The sequence below is a fragment of the Pantoea sp. SOD02 genome (genome assembly GCF_024707505.1).
Lineage (GTDB): Bacteria > Pseudomonadota > Gammaproteobacteria > Enterobacterales > Enterobacteriaceae > Pantoea > Pantoea symbiotica.
Window position 1 is genome coordinate 1,417,988 of sequence record NZ_CP102604.1, and the last position, 16,504, is coordinate 1,434,491.

The following is a 16,504-nucleotide window of genomic DNA, read 5'->3' on the forward strand; positions in this document are numbered from 1 at the left end:
TGCAGTGGATTTAGTTGAGTTGTTAAAGAACGCGCCGGTAGTGGCGGCGGTGAAAGATGCGCAAAGTCTGCAACAGGCGCTGGATTCACCTTGTCAGGTGGTGTCGGTGCTTTACGGCAACATTTGCAACATCGGGCGTATCGTTGGGCAGATCAAACAGGCCGGGAAAATGGCCTTCGTCCATGTCGATCTGCTGGAAGGCAGCTCGCGTCAGGAAGTGGTGATTCAGTTTCTGAAAATCGTCACCCAGGCGGATGGCATCATCAGCACCAAACCGGCGATGCTGAAAGCCGCGCGCCAGCACGGTTTCTGGGCGATTCACCGGCTCTTCGTGCTTGACTCCATCTCCTTCAACAACATTGAGAAGCAAGTAGCGCAGTCAGCGCCGGATATTGTTGAAATCCTGCCGGGCTGTATGCCGAAAGTGCTGGGCTGGATCACCGAACGCATCAGCCAGCCGATCATTGCCGGCGGGCTGGTGTGCGATGAAGAGGATGCGCGTCTGGCGCTGGCAGCCGGCGCGCTGGCGGTGTCCACGACCAATGCGGGAGTCTGGCCATTGGCTGCCGCTATTCCGTAGGGTGCGCATTCATGCGCACCTGGATATCAGGCCAGCGGACTCAAACGCTGTAACAGCGGATCCAGCGCCGCATGCAACTGCTGATAAACCTGCTGGTTGAGCTGCTGATAGTGCGCATGATGCGTGGCGTTGGGCATAAAGGTCTCGCCCGGCTGCACCAGCGCTGCCACCGCATCGGCGTAATCTTTCCACACGCCAACCGCCATGCCCGCGCTGATGGCACAGCCGATCGCCGCTGAACTGCGCATGGCATTACGTCGTGCTGGCACGCCAAAGATGTCGGCAAACAGTTGCATAAACAGATCGCTATTGGCACCGCCACCCGAAATCACCAGCTGCGCCAGCGGGCGCTCCAGCGCCTGCATCATCGGATCCAGATGATTCTTCATCGTGAACACGATGCCCTCCAGCAGCGAGCGGAACAGATGCGCGCGCGTATGGCGGCCATCGAATCCGATGATTGCCCCTTTGCGCCAAGGTGCGTGCGCCGGTGCTGCCCAATCGTGCAGTGTGATCAGCCCGTCGCTGCCTGCGGGTACGCGACTGGCTTCGGCACTCAGCAAGCTCTCAATGTCGATGCCGCGATCCTGCGCATCCTGGACCGCGGCGGCGCCAAACTGATCGCGGAACCAGCTGATGGTCCACATGCCGCGACGCACGCCCATGCATTCATAGAGAAAACGTTGTGGCAGCGCGGCCTGAAACGGCCAGAAGTGATCGCTACTGCGCGGAGTTTCATCACCGTGCACCATCGCACCGATATACGTGCCGAGTGAGATCAGCGCTTCATCGTCGGCTAACGCACCCGCGCCCAAGGCTTCCACCGCTTTATCATGCGCGGTGGCCACAATCGGCAAGCCTTGCGGCAGGCCGCTGGCTTTGGCGGCGGCAGACGTTACCTGACCGAGTACGTCGCCGGGCCGCACCACATCAAACAGCTGTTCGCGGCGCAGATTGCAGGCTGGCATCTGCGCGTTATCCCAATCCTGATGCACATCATCCATCGGCCAGCAGCCAATATAGTTGGCGCTGGTATCACGCGTTTCCCCGGTAAGACGATGGGTGATATAGCCGGATGTAGTGGTGATCCAGCGCACGTCGCCATAAGCCGTTTCGTGCTGATAAGGCTGATTAAGACGCACATCCATCCAGTTGATCACTGGCCATGCCAGTTCACCGTCGGCGCGCATCAGCACACGGCAGCAGCGGATCACGCACAACCCGGCGGCCAGCAGCTGATGCGGTTGCCCGCCCAACTGATGAAAACGCAGCATTGCCGCGCGGCAGGTTTGTTGCACCGATGTCCAGAGATCGTCGTCAGGATGTTCAGCACGGTTTGGCTGCGGAATAGCCAGCGCGCGCAGCGGTTGCTGAGCACTGCACAGCACCTTGCCATCCGTTTGGAAGATCACCACTTTGGCACTTTGCGTGCCCACATCGATGCCCATCAAATAGCCAGACATATCAGACTCCTTTTGCCAGCGCTGTCGCAGCCGCGACGCGCTTGATTTGTCCCATTAATAATGCGGTAAACACCAGCACCAAGACGCTGGCCGTGGCGCCCATCATCCACATATTGCGATAGGCGAGGGCGGGCGGCAGCGTATCCTGCCAGTGGCCAATGATCGGGTAGACGAATACATCCGGCAGAAAACCGATCACCGAGCAGATGCCGATGGTGGTGCCCAGAATTTGTTTTGGCGTATTCACTTCGCCGATGCAGGCAAAGTAGAGCCCGCGCGAGGCGTAGCAGGTAAAGGCCATCAACAGAATCAGGCCAATCGCCAGCACTAAACTCACCGGCTGCCGTGTGACCAGCCACAGCAGAATCAGCGTGGTGAAACTCACGAAAGCAAATACCTGAATCACGCGCGTTGGCGAACGCCAGCGGCTGTAGCTGGTGAGCATGCCGCCCATTGGACCACAAATGGCGCGAAACACTTTGTTGATGATGATGCCCATATAGCTGGCGGCGACCAGCGACATGCCGTAAATCTCGGAGAGATAGTTGGTGGAGTAGCTGAGAATGGCGTAAAGCGTATAGACGCCGAAGATGATCATGCTGCAATACCAGGTGGTGGGCATTTTCAGCACGCGTAGCGCATGCTTCAGACTAAAGGCAGATTGTGCCTCGTCGCCGCTCTGGGCAAAGCCATCGCTGACCAGAAACCAGCAGGCGATCCCCAGCGCAATATAGGTGCCGCTGTAAATCAGGATCACCGCTTTAAGACTGTTGGGATCGTCCGGATGAAAGCGTGAAAACACCCACACGGTAAACAGCGCCAGGCCCATCACGCCGACACCGCGCAGGCCTTCCATCCAGCCCATGATTTTGCCTTGCTCCTCACGTGTGCCGAGCAGCGATGCGGCTTTGATCGATACGGCCCACAGCAGCAAAATAGTGGTGATGGCGAAGGCAACCTGAATCAGCAACATTGCCCACAGCGGCGGATAAGTTGCCATCATCATGCCCAATAAGCCGGTGGCGATCATCGCGCCGGACATCACTTTGCGGTGCGAGAATTTGTCAGAAATGATGCCGCCAGGCGCGTAAAGTAAAATCGCTGTAATACCGAAGGTGCTCATAATGACACCAATTTCGGTATTGGAAAAACCCATAAATTTCGCCATGGGAATTTGATAGATATAGCGTAAATAGGCGAGATCGAAACTAATGCCCCCGCTGATGCTTATTACCGCCAGGGTTAGCCAGCGCGTGGTATTTTTAGCGTGCATCTCAAATCCCCAAAATTAGAAACAAAAAAAAGAGAAAAGCATCCTCTCCGCAATTGCGGAAAGTTACTTTTCTCTTCGTCTCAGACAGTAACGGACGCCATTTTTAACACGCAGCCAGGAGTTTGCGTTGTGAAGAAAATCACAAAAGCCAGTTTCACTGTGCTCTCGGTTTTATCCTATTTAATTTGTGCGCAGTAAATTATATGGCGTGATTAGCGCATACTTTTGTTGCAATAACTTTTGTGATTACGATCGCTTTTTATTTTTAATTCGCCATGCTAGCGTAATTGGCAGTTACTCGAGATTAGGAGAAAAGTAACTTCTTCGCTTCACCGCGAAGGAGCTTGCTTTTCTCCTTTTTTATTGCCCGTTATTTAGCCAGGAGGTGAAATCATGACGACGGAAGCGCTGGAGAGTTTTTCTCTCGACTTCTTTGGGTTGCATGGCAAAAGCGCCATTGTCACCGGCGGCAACAGCGGTCTCGGCCAGGCCTTTGCCGTGGCGTTAGCCAAAGCGGGTGCCAACGTGTTTATTCCGGATCTGGCACCTGCCAATGCCGAAACGCGCCAACTGATTGAAAGCTGTGGCGTTCGGGCGGAGTTCATGCAAGCCGATATCACGCAAGCGGGCGAACCGGCACGCATTATTGCCGAATGTCTGGAACGCTTTGGTCGGCTGGATATTCTGGTGAATAACGCCGGAATCTGTAAGTTAAATGCGGTGCTGGAATTTGATCGACAGGATTGGGATCCGATGATTCAGGTGAATCTCACCGCAGCATTTGAAATGAGTCATCAGGCGGCAAAAATAATGGTGCCGCAAAAGTCGGGCAAGATAATTAATATTTGCTCGCTCTTCTCCTGGCTAGGAGGACAAGGATCGCCCGCCTATGCCGCCACCAAACATGCGATTGCCGGTTTAACCAAAGCCTATTGTGACGAGTTAGGTCAACACAATATTCAGGTCAATGGCATTGCGCCGGGTTATTACGCGACGCCGATTACATTAAATACCCGTAGCAATCCTGAAACCAATCAACGCGTGCTGGATCATATTCCCGCTAATCGCTGGGGAAATACGCAGGATTTAATGGGCGCGATGGTCTATTTAGCCAGCCGCGCATCAGATTATGTTAACGGTCATTTGTTAGTCGTCGATGGCGGCTACCGCGTTCGCTAAAAATTGAGGAATAAATTATGACGCTTTCACGCGAAGCTATTGTTGAACAATTAAAAGAGATCGCCGGTCCGCAGCAGGTGATTACCGATGAAGCAGAATTAAAGCGCAGCAGCCACGATCGGTTCCGTAAATATGCCGATATTCACGGCGTGTATACTATGCCCATTCCGGCAGCGGTGGTGAAATTACAAAACACCCAGCAGGTTTCCGAGGTGCTGGCCTTAATGAATCGCCACCAGATTAACGGCGTGCCGCGTACCGGCGCATCGGCCACCGAAGGCGGGCTGGAAACCGCTGCGCCGAATTCGGTGGTGCTGGATGGTTCTGGCATGAATAAGGTCATTAACATCGATATCGAGAACATGCAGGTTACCGCGCAGTGTGGCGTAACGCTGGAAGTGCTGGAAAATCAGCTGCGCGCCCAGGGTTACACCACCGGCCATTCACCGCAGTCGAAGCCGTTAGCGCAGATGGGCGGCTTGGTCGCCACGCGCAGTATCGGCCAGTTCTCCACGCTGTATGGCGCCATCGAAGATATGGTGGTAGGACTGGAAGCGGTGTTCCCGAACGGTGACATCACCCGCATCAAAAACGTTCCGCGTCGTGCGGCAGGTCCGGATATTCGCCATGTGATTATCGGTAACGAAGGTGCGCTCTGTTACATCACCGAAGTCACGGTGAAAATGTTTAAATATCAGCCAGAAAATAACCGTTTTTATGGCTATCTGCTTGATTCGATGAAAACCGGCTTCGCCATCCTGCGTGAAGTGATGGTTGATGGTTATCGCCCGTCGATTGCGCGTCTCTACGATCCTGAGGATGCTAATCAGCACTTCAGTCACTTCTCGAAAGGCAAATGCGTACTGATTTTCATGGCGGAAGGGACGCGCGGGATCAGCGAAGCCACCGGGAAAGGCATTGAGGCGATTGTGGCGCAGCACCGCGAGTGTCAGCCGGTTGACAATAAGCTGATCCAAAACTGGTTCGAAAACCTTAATTGGGGACCGGAGAAAGTGCAGGCCGAGCGCGACTTTATTATGCGCACCGGCAACATGGGCTTCACCACCGAAGTGTCGGGCGACTGGTCAACCATTAATGCCATCTACGAAAACGTGCTGAAGCGCATTCGCAACGAATTTCCGCATGCGCAAGACATCACCATGCTCGGCGGACACTCGTCGCACAGCTACATCAACGGCACCAATATGTATTTCGTGTATGACTACAACGTGGTGGATTGCCGCCCGGAAGAGGAGATGGCGAAATACCATGTGCCGCTTAACGGCATGATTGTGGAAGAGACGCTGAAGCTGGGCGGTTCGATGGTACATCACCACGGCATTGGGAAGCATCGCGTGCAGTGGGCGCAACAGGAGCACGGCAGCGCCTGGCCGATTTTACAGGCGCTGAAGACCGCGTTTGATCCGCATGGGATTATGAATAAAGGCACCATTTTCCCGCAAGAGTAGTGCTGCTCGTTACCAGGTCGCCATGAATGGCGACCCTACGGGGCGCGCAGGGATGCGCGCGTTATTTACCACACACTTCGCAGTGCGCGTCTTGCGCCACCTTCATCGTGCGGAATTCCGCGCTCATCGCGTCGTACATCAATAAGCGCGCGCTAGCGGGTTGACCGAAAGCCGTCAGCACTTTTAAGGTTTCTATCGCCTGCATCGCGCCAACCACGCCAACCAGCGGTGCCATCACGCCCGCTTCGACACAACTTAACACCTGATCGCCAAACAAACGGCTGATGCAGCGATAACACGGCTCGCCGGGCTGCCAGGTGAAGACGCTGAGCTGGCCTTCCATGCGAATCGCTGCGCCGGAGATCAGTGGCACCTTGTGCTGAAAACAGAGACGATTGATCTGCTCGCGGGTATCGACGTTATCGGTGCAATCCACCACCGCGTCGTGACGTGCAATCAATGCGCTGAGCTGCGCGTCGTCCAGCTGTGCATCAATTGGCTCCAACTGACAATGCGGATTAATTGCGGCTAACTGCTGCTGCGCCGAGGCGACTTTTGCCATGCCAATCTTCGCATCGCTGTGCAGGATCTGGCGCTGCAGATTGCTCAGGCTAACGGTATCGAAATCGAGCAAGGTGAGATGCCCCACGCCCGCCGATGCCAGATAGGGCGCTGCTGCACAGCCGAGTCCGCCGAGGCCGATCACCAACACGCGTGATGCTTTCAGCTTCTCCTGGCCATCAAAATCAAAACCGCGCAGTACGATCTGGCGGTTATAGCGCAGCATCTCTTCATCGCTCAACTCAACGCTCATTAGCCCTCCAGCAGCGTATTAAAGGCTTCGATCTCCACCCATTCGCCGGGTTCGACATCGCCACGATCGCGCTCGAGCACCACAAAGCAGTTGGCGAGCGCAAACGAGCTGAACACATGCGAACCTTGCGCACCGGTGCTGCGGACTTCCAGCACGCCATCATCACCGCGGCTGAGAATCGCACGCTGGAAGTCGAGACGCCCCGGCGATTTCTTCAAACGCTGGGTGGCGCGTGCGCGTTGGCGCAGCGGCATGATGCGCGTGGTTTGCCCGGTTAAGGTGGCCAGCAGCGGCTGGACTAATTGATAGAAGGTCACCGCCGCAGAAACCGGATTGCCCGGTAAACCGCAGAACCAGCTGTTTGCCAGACGCCCAAAAGCAAAAGGTTTACCCGGCTTAATCGCCAGTTTCCAGAAGGTGATAGCGCCAAGCTCTTCCAGCATCGCACGCGTGAAGTCGGCCTCGCCAACCGACACGCCGCCGGTGCTGATCACCACATCAGCCTGACGATCGGCTTCGGTAAAGGCGGTACGCAGCGCCACCTGATCGTCGGCAATGACGCCAAGATCAATCACTTCGCAGCCGAGCTTGTCGAGCATTAACGCCACGGTAAAGCGGTTGGTGTCGTAAATCTGGCCTTCCGCCAGCGGCTGGCCGACCGCTTGCAGTTCATCTCCGGTGGAGAAAATTGCCACACGCAGTTTGCGCAGCACGCTCACTTCAGCAATGCCCAGCGACGCCAGCAGCGGCAGCTCGGCCGCGCCGAGACGCACACCGGCGTCCAGCACCTGTTTGCCCGCCTGAATGTCTTCGCCGATGCGACGAATGTTCTGCGCGGCCTGCACCGGCGCGGTAATCACAATGCCGCCGTCGCGCTGCTCCGTTTGCTCCTGCATCACCACGGCATCACAACCGGCCGGGATTGGCGCGCCGGTCATGATGCGGATCACGCTGCCCGCTGGCCAGGCACCGTTAAACGGCGCGCCAGCAAACGCTTTACCGGCCACCGGTAACACGCGGTCAGGCGCGATATCGGCCAAACGCAGCGCGTAACCGTCCATCGCCGAGTTATCAAACGAGGGCACATCGAGCGGCGAGTTAATGGGTTTCGCGGTGATACGTCCGGCGGCTTCAAACAGCGAGACGTTAAGCGAATCGCTGATCGGCGTCAGCTGTAGCAGCATCTTTTGCTGCGCGTCTTCGAGGGAGATTAATCCTGCGGTAAAAGGTTCCATGTCCATCTCTGCCTGGTTAATTTCAGATGCGGTCTATTATGGGTAATGCGTGGCCGTTAAGCGAGAGTTGGTGGTCAGGAAGGGGTATTTCACGTTACGGCTTATTGAATTTTCGGTCACCATAAATGGCGACCCTACAATATTGCGCGTGTATTAGTAGGGTCGCCATTTATGGCGACCGGAAAAACCACTCACAACCAAAAAAGCATAATCCACAATAAAAGGTTATGACCGCGCAGGCAGTTTCTGCTTTACAAGATGAGGGTGCCTTTCTATAGTCGAAAATTGCCAAAAAAAGATGAAAACCATTCTAAATCAGTGTTTTTGGTTCTGATTCCTTCACAGGGTACCGGTTATGGCTAAAGCAGTTATCGCAATTCACGGCGGTGCGGGCGCGATTACGCGTGCGGCAATGAGCGCCGAAAAAGAGCAGCACTATCGTCAGCAACTCAGCGCAATCGTTACCGCCGGCCAGCAAATTCTGGCCGCCGGCGGCAGTGCGCTGGATGCCGTTACCGAGGCCGTGCGCCTGCTGGAAGAGTGTCCGCTGTTTAACGCAGGCAAGGGCGCGGTATTCACTCATCAGGGCACGCATGAACTCGATGCCAGCATTATGGATGGCCGCACGCTGGACGTCGGCGCGGTCGCGGGCGTCAGCCACATCCGCAATCCGATTCTGGCGGCGCGTAAAGTGCTGGAAAACAGTCCGCACGTGCTGTTTATCGGTGCGGGCGCAGAAGCCTTTGCCGCCGAGCAAGGCTTAGCGCCGGTCGAGGCAGATTTCTTCTCCACGCCGGAACGCTGGGAACAGCTGCAGCGCGCGCTGCACAGCCAGCAGATGGTGCTGGACCACGACGGTGAAGCAAACAGTCACAGCAACGATCCGCTGGACCCGGATCGCAAATTCGGCACTGTCGGTGCGGTGGCGCTCGATCTTCAGGGTAATCTGGCGGCCGCCACCTCAACCGGCGGCATGACCAACAAACAGGCCGGACGCGTGGGCGATTCACCGTTGGTCGGCGCGGGCTGCTACGCCAGCAACGACACAGTGGCGGTTTCCTGTACCGGCACCGGCGAAGTGTTTATCCGTACGCTAGCCGCCTATGACGTAGCGGCGCAGATGCATTACGCCGGACGCTCGCTGCAACAGGCCACTGCCAACGTCATTCATGACAAAGTGCAGGAGCTTGAGGGTAGCGGCGGGCTGATTGCGATTGACGCCGCAGGCAATGTGGCGCTGCCGTTTAACAGCGAAGGCATGTATCGCGGATTCGCCTATGTGGATGGCGACGTTGAGGTAGCGATTTACCGCGACAGCTAAGGAGCAGGCATGACGGACCAACAGCTGCAGTTTGCGCCGGAGCAGGTTCTGGCGGTGCGCGATCTTAACGTGCGCTTTGAGCATGAAGGGCGCATTACCGAAGCGGTACGCAACCTGTCGCTCGACCTGCATCGCGGTGAAACGTTGGCGCTGGTGGGCGAATCGGGCTCGGGAAAATCTGTCACCTCGCTGGCGCTGATGCGTTTGATTCAGCAGGCCGGCGGCGAGGTGAGCGGTGAAATCCAGCTGCGTCGTCGCAATGGCGAGGTGCTGGATGTGATGCGCGCGTCGAACGGTCAGATGCGCAAAGTGCGCGGCGCCGATATGGCGATGATTTTTCAGGAGCCGATGACCTCGCTCAATCCGGTATTCACCGTTGGCGAGCAGATTGCGGAATCCATCCGTCTGCATCAGGGCAAAAGTCATCAGCAGGCGTTGGCGGAAGCGCGGCGCATGCTCGATCTGGTGCGCATTCCCGAAGCAAACAACGTGTTATCACGCTATCCGCATCAACTCTCAGGCGGCATGCGTCAGCGCGTGATGATTGCCATGGCGCTGTCGTGCAAACCGGCGCTGCTGATTGCCGATGAACCCACCACCGCACTCGACGTCACCATTCAGGCGCAAATTCTGCAATTGATCCGCGTGCTGCAAAAAGAGATGCAGATGGGGGTGATTTTTATCACCCACGATATGGGCGTGGTGGCGGAGATGGCCGATCGCGTGCAGGTGATGTATCGCGGTGATGTGGTGGAACGCGCGCCGGTGCAGCAGCTGTTTGCCGAACCGCAACAGCCTTATACCCGCGCGTTACTGGCGGCGGTGCCCAAACTGGGCGCGATGCACGGCCAGCCGTTACCGGCCAAATTTCCGTTACTGCACAGCAACGGCCGCGAAGAGAAAGCCGAGCCGCAGGACACGGTGCGTCACGATCGACCGCCAATTTTGCAGGTGCGTGATTTAGTCACGCGCTTTGATATTCGCGGCGGCTTACTCAATCGCGTCAAGCGTCGCGTGCACGCGGTGGAGAAAGTCAGTTTCGATCTCCATGCCGGTGAAACGCTGGCGCTGGTAGGCGAATCCGGCTGCGGAAAATCCACCACCGGACGTTCACTGCTGCGGCTGGTGGCTAGCCAGGGCGGCACCATCACCTTTGACGGCCAACGCATCGATGCGCTGCAGGGCAATGCGCTGGCGTCGCTGCGCCGCGATATCCAGTTTATTTTCCAGGATCCTTACGCCTCGCTCGATCCACGTTTAACAGTGGGTTTCTCGATCATGGAACCGCTGCTGGTGCATAAAACGCTGGATCGCCGTCAGGCGGAGAAACGCGTTGCCTGGCTGCTGGAGCGCGTGGGTCTGCTGCCGGAACATGCGCAGCGTTATCCGCACGAATTTTCCGGCGGCCAGCGCCAGCGTATTTGTATTGCACGCGCGCTGGCGCTCAATCCCAAAGTGGTGATCGCCGATGAGTCGGTGTCGGCGCTGGACGTGTCGATTCAGGCGCAAATTATCAACCTGATGCTCGATTTGCAGCGTGAATTTGGTATCGCCTTCTTATTTATCTCGCACGATATGGCGGTAGTGGAACGCATCAGCCATCGCGTGGCGGTGATGTATCTCGGACAGATCGTGGAGATGGGGCCGCGCCAGGCAGTATTTGAGCAGCCGCGCCATCCGTACACCAAAAAACTGATGGCCGCAGTGCCGGTGGCCGATCCGGCGCATCGGCATCGTGAGCGGGCGCTGATGGTGGATGAGATCCCCAGCCCGATTCGCCCGTTGGGCGATGAGCCGGAAGTGGCGCCTTTACTGGAAGTGGCACCGGGCCATTTTGTCGCCCGACACGCAATTAGTGGCGCCTGAGCAGCAAACAACCGCACATCTTTGGATGTCGCGCATGACAGGGATTACAGGAGAACGATAACGATGCACCATATTATGCGAAAAGGGGTTATCACTGCCGGTTTGTTGAGTTCGGCGCTGGCGCTGCCCGCGTGGGCGGCGAAAGATGCGGTGATTGCGGTGGCCTCGACCTTTACCACGCTCGATCCATATGACGCGAACGATACGCTGTCGCAGGCGGTGGCGAAGTCCTTCTATCAGGGCTTGTTTGGCTTCGATAAAGACATGAAGCTGATCAACGTGCTGGCGGAAAGCTATCAGGCGAGCAGCGACGGTCTGACGTACACCATCAAGCTGCGTCCCGGCGTGAAATTCCAGGATGGCACCGACTTCAATGCCGAAGCGGTAAAAGTAAACCTCGATCGCGCCAGCAATCCGGATAACCATCTCAAGCGCTATAACCTGTTTAAATATATCGCCACCACCGAAGTGGTCGATCCGAGCACGGTGAAAATCACTCTGAAGCAGCCGTTCTCGGCCTTCATTAATAATCTCGCGCACCCGGCGGCGGTGATGATTTCGCCAACCGCGCTGAAAAAATATGGCAAGGATATCGGCTTCCATCCGGTGGGAACCGGCCCGTTTGCCTTTGATACCTGGAACCAGACCGACTTCGTGAAAGTGAAGAAGTGGGATGGCTACTGGAAAAAAGGCTATCCCAAGCTGGATAGCATTACCTGGCGTCCGGTAGTGGATAACAACACCCGCGCGGCGATGCTGCAAACCGGCGAAGCGAGCTTTGCTTTCCCGGTGCCGTTCGAGCAGGCCAAACTGCTGGAAGGCAACAGCAAGCTCGATGTGGTCACCACGCCATCGATCATGCAGCGCTACATCAGCCTCAACGTGACGCAAAAGCCGTTTGATAACCCGAAAGTACGTGAAGCGCTGGAGTATGCGATCAACCGTCAAGCGCTGGCGAAAGTCGCCTTTGCCGGATACGCCACGCCAGCTACCGGCATCGTGCCGCCGAGCATCGACTTTGCGCAGAGTTATCCGGCGATCAAATACGATCCGGCCAAAGCGCGCGAATTGCTGAAGGAAGCGGGCTTCCCGAACGGTTTCGAAACCACCTTGTGGTCGTCGCATAACCACAGCACTGCGCAGAAAGTGCTGCAGTTCACCCAGCAGCAGCTGGCGCAGGTGGGCGTGAAGGTGAAAGTGACGGCGATGGATGCCGGTCAACGCGCCGCTGAAGTGGAGAGCAAAGGGCAGAAAGAGAGCGGTGTGCGCATGTTCTACACCGGCTGGTCAGCTTCAACCGGTGAAGCCGACTGGGCGCTGACGCCGCTGTTCGCCACCACCTCATGGCCGCCAGCGATCTTCAACACCGCGTTCTACAGCAATCCGCAGGTGGATAAAGATCTCGCCGACGCGCTGAAAACCACCGATCGCGACCAGAAAGCGAAGCTGTACAAAGACGCGCAGGATCGCATCTGGAACGACCATCCGTGGATCCCGCTGGTGGTGGAACAACTGCTGTCAGCCAACAATAAAAACCTCAGCGGTTTTTATGTCATGCCCGATACCTCATTCAATTTTGATGAGGCCGATCTGAAGTAACAGACGCGGCCAGCCTTAGCGGGCTGGCCGATGCTGCGCAGGACTTCGCATGCTCAACTATTTTCTCAAACGATTACTGGGACTGATTCCCACGCTGCTGATTGTGGCGGTGCTGGTGTTCCTGTTCGTCCATTTGCTGCCGGGCGATCCGGCGCGCCTGATTGCCGGCTCGGAAGCGGATGCTTCGGTGGTGGCGCTGGTGCGTCAGGATCTCGGCCTCGATCAGCCGCTGATCAAGCAGTTCTGGCACTTTATGATTAATGCGGTGCAAGGCGATTTCGGCCATTCGCTGGTCTCGAAACGTCCGGTGATTGATGAAATTGCCGCGCGCTTTTTCCCGACGCTGTGGCTGACACTGAGCAGCATGGTGTGGGCGGTGATTTTCGGTATGGCGATTGGCATCACCTCGGCGGTGTGGCGCAATCGCTGGCCGGATCGCATCGGCATGACGCTGGCGGTGTCGGGCATCTCGTTCCCGGCGTTTGCGCTCGGCATGCTGCTGATGCAGGTGTTTTCCGTCGAGCTCGGCTGGTTGCCGACCGTCGGCGCGGATAGCTGGAAACACTACATTTTGCCGTCGATCACCTTGGGTGCGGCGGTGGCGGCGGTGATGGCGCGCTTCACCCGCGCCTCGTTCGTGGAGGTGATGCAGGAAGATTACATGCGCACCGCACGCGCCAAAGGGGTACGCGAATCGCTGGTGGTGGTGAAACACGGCCTGCGTAACGCCATGATCCCAGTGGTTACCATGATGGGCCTGCAGTTTGGTTTCCTGCTCGGCGGCTCGATTGTGGTGGAAGTGGTGTTCAACTGGCCAGGCTTAGGCCGCTTGCTGGTGGATTCGGTCGAGATGCGCGATTACCCGGTGATTCAGGCCGAAGTGCTGCTGTTCTCGCTGGAATTCATTCTGATTAACCTGATTGTCGACGTGCTGTACGCGGCAATCAACCCGGCAATTCGCTACAAGTAAGGAGTCGCAATTGAAGAACTGGCGACGAGCCGCGGCATTGAAAACCATGCCGACTATCACGGAAAACCGGGTACGCACGCCGTGGCGCGAATTCTGGCGGCGCTTTCGCCGTCAGCATGTGGCGCTGCTGGCCGGATTGTTTGTGCTGCTGCTGATTGTGGTGGCGTTTATCGCGCCGCTGATTGCGCCTTTTGATGCGGAAAACTATTTCGATTACGACCGGCTGAACGAAGGGCCGTCGCTGATGCACTGGTTTGGCGTTGATTCACTGGGGCGCGATATCTTCAGCCGCGTGCTGGTGGGCACGCGCATTTCGCTGATTGCCGGTTTCTTCTCGGTGGCGATTGGCGCGCTGATCGGCACCGTGTTAGGTCTGCTGGCGGGCTATTACGAAGGCTGGTGGGATCGCATCACCATGCGCATCTGCGATGTATTGTTCGCGTTCCCCGGCATTCTGCTGGCGATTGCGGTGGTGGCAATTATGGGCAGCGGCATGAGCAACGTGATTATCGCGGTGGCGATCTTCAGCATTCCGGCGTTTGCCCGTTTGGTGCGCGGCAATACGCTGGTGCTGAAACATCAAACCTATATTGAATCGGCGCGCAGCATTGGTGCGTCGGACTGGACCATTATCATGCGTCACATCCTGCCCGGCACGGTGTCGTCGATTGTGGTCTATTTCACCATGCGCATTGGTACATCGATTATTACGGCGGCGAGTTTGTCCTTTCTTGGCCTCGGCGCGCAGCCGCCCACGCCGGAGTGGGGCGCAATGCTGAATGAAGCGCGCGCCGATATGGTGATTGCGCCGCATGTCGCCATCTTCCCAAGCCTGGCGATTTTCCTTACCGTGCTGGCGTTTAACCTGCTAGGTGATGGTTTGCGTGATGCGCTGGATCCGAAATTGAAGACCTGATGGTGGTTCGGTCGCCATAAATGGCGACCCTACAAAAACGTGCTCGTTTCCGCCGTGCAAAACCTTCATCGATCATTCGTAGGGTCGCCATTCATGGCGACCTTTTCACCGACCGCACAATCCCGCCCTTAAAACGTTTCCCAATTGTCATTACTGTGCGCGGCGGCAGGTGCGGCGCGGGTTGGCGTCATCACCGGTTTCACCACTTTCGCCTGCGGCGCAGCGGCCTGGCGCGTGCCGGTTTTGAAGCGGGCCACCGCAGAAGAGAGGCTGCTGGCCTGCTGTTCCAGCGACGCCGACGCATTAGCGGATTCCTGCACCAGCGTGGCGTTCTGCTGCGTGACGCGATCCATCTCGTTCACCGCCTGCCCAATCTGGTCGATGCCGCGACTCTGCTCATCGGATGCCGAAGCAATCTCGCCCATGATATCGGTGACGCGGGTGACGGCGCTGACGATCTCCTGCATGGTTTCACCGGCACTGCTCACCTGTTGTGAACCGGTGTTGACGCGCTGCACGGAATTCTCAATCAGCAGTTTGATCTCTTTCGCCGCCTGGGCGCTGCGCTGTGCCAGATTGCGCACTTCGCCTGCCACCACGGCAAAACCGCGCCCTTGTTCACCGGCACGCGCCGCTTCTACCGCTGCGTTAAGCGCGAGGATGTTGGTCTGGAATGCAATGCCATCAATTACGCTGGTGATATCGGCGATTTTCTTTGAGCTGTCGGCGATATCGCGCATGGTTTTCACCACGCCATCCACCACGTTGCCGCCTTTATCGGCGGTTTCCGAAGCGGTTTTCGCCAACTGGGTCGCCTGACGCGCGTTATCGGCGTTCTGTTTCACCGTCGCGGTCAGCTCTTCCATGCTCGCCGCAGTCTCTTCCAGTGATGCCGCTTGTTGTTCGGTGCGTGAAGAGAGATCGTTATTGCCGGTGGCAATTTCGCTGGCGCTGCCAAAAATTGCATCCGCGCTATCACGCACATTGTTGATGGTGCTGAGCAACGACTGCTGCATGTGGTTGAGGCTGGCGGCAATCGATGCCATTTCGCTGCGGCCTTCCACCTGCAAACTGCCAGAGAGATCGCCGTCGGCGAAGCGCTCCATCTGCTGCTGTACCTGCTTCATCGGTGCCAGCAGGATACGACGCACCAGAATCCACACGGCAACCAGTAACAGCACCACAACCACCGCCATCACGGCCATCATCACAAGCATCTGATGATAGGTGCTGACGTTTTCTGCGCTGCGCTCCGCTAACAGTTGCACGTTCTGCTCGCGCCACTGTTTGTAGGCTACTTCCAGCGCGTCTTGCGCCTCTTGCGCGTCGAGTTCACCGTATGCGGCGTAATCATTCGCTTTCAGGAATTTAACCGACTGGTTCAACAGGTCAGCATACGCGACAAATCGACCTTCAACTAAACTTGCAGAGTCCGCACTTTGTCCTGTAAGACGCGGAAAGCCTTTATAGAGATCGAAATGGCTTTTAGCTTCATCAAGCGAAATGCTGGCTGCTGTGAGAAGTTTGTCGATGGCCGCGCGCGAAGCCTCATCCGTTTGATTTTTTAACATACGAATTGCAACACGGTTGATAGTGACACGTGTTTTCACCAGCGTTTGCCAGCCATCCGCTAATTCGCGTTGTTGGTGTGAAAGTTGGTCGCTGGTAGTGAAATTATGTTGTCCTGTTATTAAAGAAGATAAGAACAGAGAGCCTGAGATCGCCTGCATTGCAGTGAAAACCACCAGAATTATCATAATGGCGGTCACAATTTTCATTCGTTTTAACATATGTGAATCTCGGTGAAAGTAGGCTGATA

General features: G+C 56.7%; 13 protein-coding genes. 8 read left to right on the forward strand and 5 right to left on the reverse strand.

Annotated elements, in window-relative coordinates; all coding sequences use genetic code 11:
* The first annotated feature begins 4 nt into the window (after window positions 1-4).
* Complete coding sequence (locus tag NR302_RS06565; RefSeq protein WP_258144833.1) at window positions 5-580, forward strand: glycerol-3-phosphate responsive antiterminator; 576 nt, start codon at window positions 5-7, stop codon at window positions 578-580.
* 26 nt (window positions 581-606) lie between these two features.
* On the opposite strand, the gene NR302_RS06570 is transcribed toward NR302_RS06565, so the two are convergent.
* Both NR302_RS06570 and NR302_RS06575 read right to left on the reverse strand, forming a co-directional pair.
* On the reverse strand, window positions 607-2,043 hold the full coding sequence (locus NR302_RS06570; protein WP_258144834.1) for an FGGY-family carbohydrate kinase: 1,437 nt from the start codon (window positions 2,041-2,043) through the stop codon (window positions 607-609).
* Between the two features lies 1 nt (window position 2,044).
* Entirely contained in the window at window positions 2,045-3,316 is a 1,272-nt protein-coding gene (locus NR302_RS06575; RefSeq protein ID WP_258144835.1) for a nitrate/nitrite transporter, read from the reverse strand.
* Window positions 3,317-3,709: 393 nt separating this feature from the next.
* Here NR302_RS06575 and NR302_RS06580 point away from each other — a divergent pair, with 393 nt between their 5' ends.
* On the forward strand, window positions 3,710-4,495 hold the full coding sequence (locus NR302_RS06580; RefSeq protein WP_154192041.1) for an SDR family oxidoreductase: 786 nt from the start codon (window positions 3,710-3,712) through the stop codon (window positions 4,493-4,495).
* Between the two features lie 17 nt (window positions 4,496-4,512).
* Window positions 4,513-5,964 carry an FAD-binding oxidoreductase gene (locus NR302_RS06585; protein WP_258144836.1) on the forward strand — a complete coding sequence of 484 codons (1,452 nt, stop codon included), beginning with the start codon at window positions 4,513-4,515 and terminating at the stop codon, window positions 5,962-5,964.
* A gap of 61 nt (window positions 5,965-6,025) precedes the next feature.
* Here NR302_RS06585 and moeB read toward each other — a convergent pair whose 3' ends face one another.
* Window positions 6,026-6,778, reverse strand: coding sequence for a molybdopterin-synthase adenylyltransferase MoeB (gene moeB / locus NR302_RS06590; RefSeq protein ID WP_258144837.1), 753 nt, complete (start codon window positions 6,776-6,778; stop codon window positions 6,026-6,028).
* Window positions 6,778-8,013, reverse strand: coding sequence for a molybdopterin molybdotransferase MoeA (moeA, locus tag NR302_RS06595; protein WP_308713933.1), 1,236 nt, complete (start codon window positions 8,011-8,013; stop codon window positions 6,778-6,780). The genes moeB and moeA overlap by 1 nt, the downstream gene beginning before the upstream one ends.
* A 355-nt stretch (window positions 8,014-8,368) precedes the next feature.
* Here moeA and NR302_RS06600 point away from each other — a divergent pair, with 355 nt between their 5' ends.
* The 5 genes from NR302_RS06600 to gsiD all read left to right on the forward strand — a co-directional run bounded on the left by NR302_RS06600 (window position 8,369) and on the right by gsiD (window position 14,685).
* On the forward strand, window positions 8,369-9,334 hold the full coding sequence (locus NR302_RS06600) for an isoaspartyl peptidase/L-asparaginase family protein (protein WP_154153117.1): 966 nt from the start codon (window positions 8,369-8,371) through the stop codon (window positions 9,332-9,334).
* Window positions 9,335-9,343: 9 nt separating this feature from the next.
* Entirely contained in the window at window positions 9,344-11,200 is a 1,857-nt protein-coding gene (gsiA, locus tag NR302_RS06605; protein ID WP_008102501.1) for a glutathione ABC transporter ATP-binding protein GsiA, read from the forward strand.
* 63 nt (window positions 11,201-11,263) lie between these two features.
* Complete coding sequence (gsiB, locus tag NR302_RS06610) at window positions 11,264-12,799, forward strand: glutathione ABC transporter substrate-binding protein GsiB (protein WP_258144839.1); 1,536 nt, start codon at window positions 11,264-11,266, stop codon at window positions 12,797-12,799.
* A 49-nt stretch (window positions 12,800-12,848) separates the two neighbouring features.
* Window positions 12,849-13,769: a glutathione ABC transporter permease GsiC gene (gene gsiC / locus NR302_RS06615; RefSeq protein WP_258144840.1), complete on the forward strand. Its 921-nt coding sequence runs from the start codon at window positions 12,849-12,851 to the stop codon at window positions 13,767-13,769.
* 10 nt (window positions 13,770-13,779) lie between these two features.
* A complete protein-coding gene (gene gsiD / locus NR302_RS06620; RefSeq protein ID WP_258144841.1) occupies window positions 13,780-14,685 on the forward strand; it encodes a glutathione ABC transporter permease GsiD in 906 nt (301 codons plus the stop codon).
* Between the two features lie 128 nt (window positions 14,686-14,813).
* Here the strand turns inward: gsiD and NR302_RS06625 are convergent, their stop codons facing one another.
* Window positions 14,814-16,475 carry a methyl-accepting chemotaxis protein gene (locus tag NR302_RS06625; RefSeq protein WP_258144842.1) on the reverse strand — a complete coding sequence of 554 codons (1,662 nt, stop codon included), beginning with the start codon at window positions 16,473-16,475 and terminating at the stop codon, window positions 14,814-14,816.
* Window positions 16,476-16,504: the final 29 nt, after the last annotated feature.